Raw genomic sequence first — 288 nt, 5'->3', positions numbered from 1 at the left:
ACGCCACAACAGATCATTGACGCACAGCGCGAGATCGCGATCGATGAGCCGTGTAGTCCAACGATAGTGATAGAGCGCGGTGAGCGTGTAGATTCCAGCATCATTGCCAAATTGGGCAAACCGCGAAATTCCGATCAGGAAGAGCGCATCTTGTCCAAAACGGACACAGAGTTGAAGGAACTTGCAAACTTTCAACGAATGATCGAGGGTTTGAACTACACGCCTACGTTTGGGGCCGCCGAAGTCGAAAAATGCCTTAGCAATTTCCGTGACCACCTGAAGAACAAT

At 50.0% G+C, this 288-nt stretch carries 1 protein-coding gene; it reads right to left on the bottom strand.

Annotated features, from left to right (window positions below; genetic code table 11):
* Positions 1–288: hypothetical protein (locus AC1RP4_RS07960; RefSeq protein ID WP_481763270.1), on the bottom strand; the 288-nt coding region annotated here is incomplete at both ends.

The organism is Dellaglioa sp. CoH-56-MRSF-10 (assembly GCF_056782175.1).
Note: the sequence above shows the minus strand (reverse complement) of the source record. Positions and strands in the feature narration are given on the sequence as shown.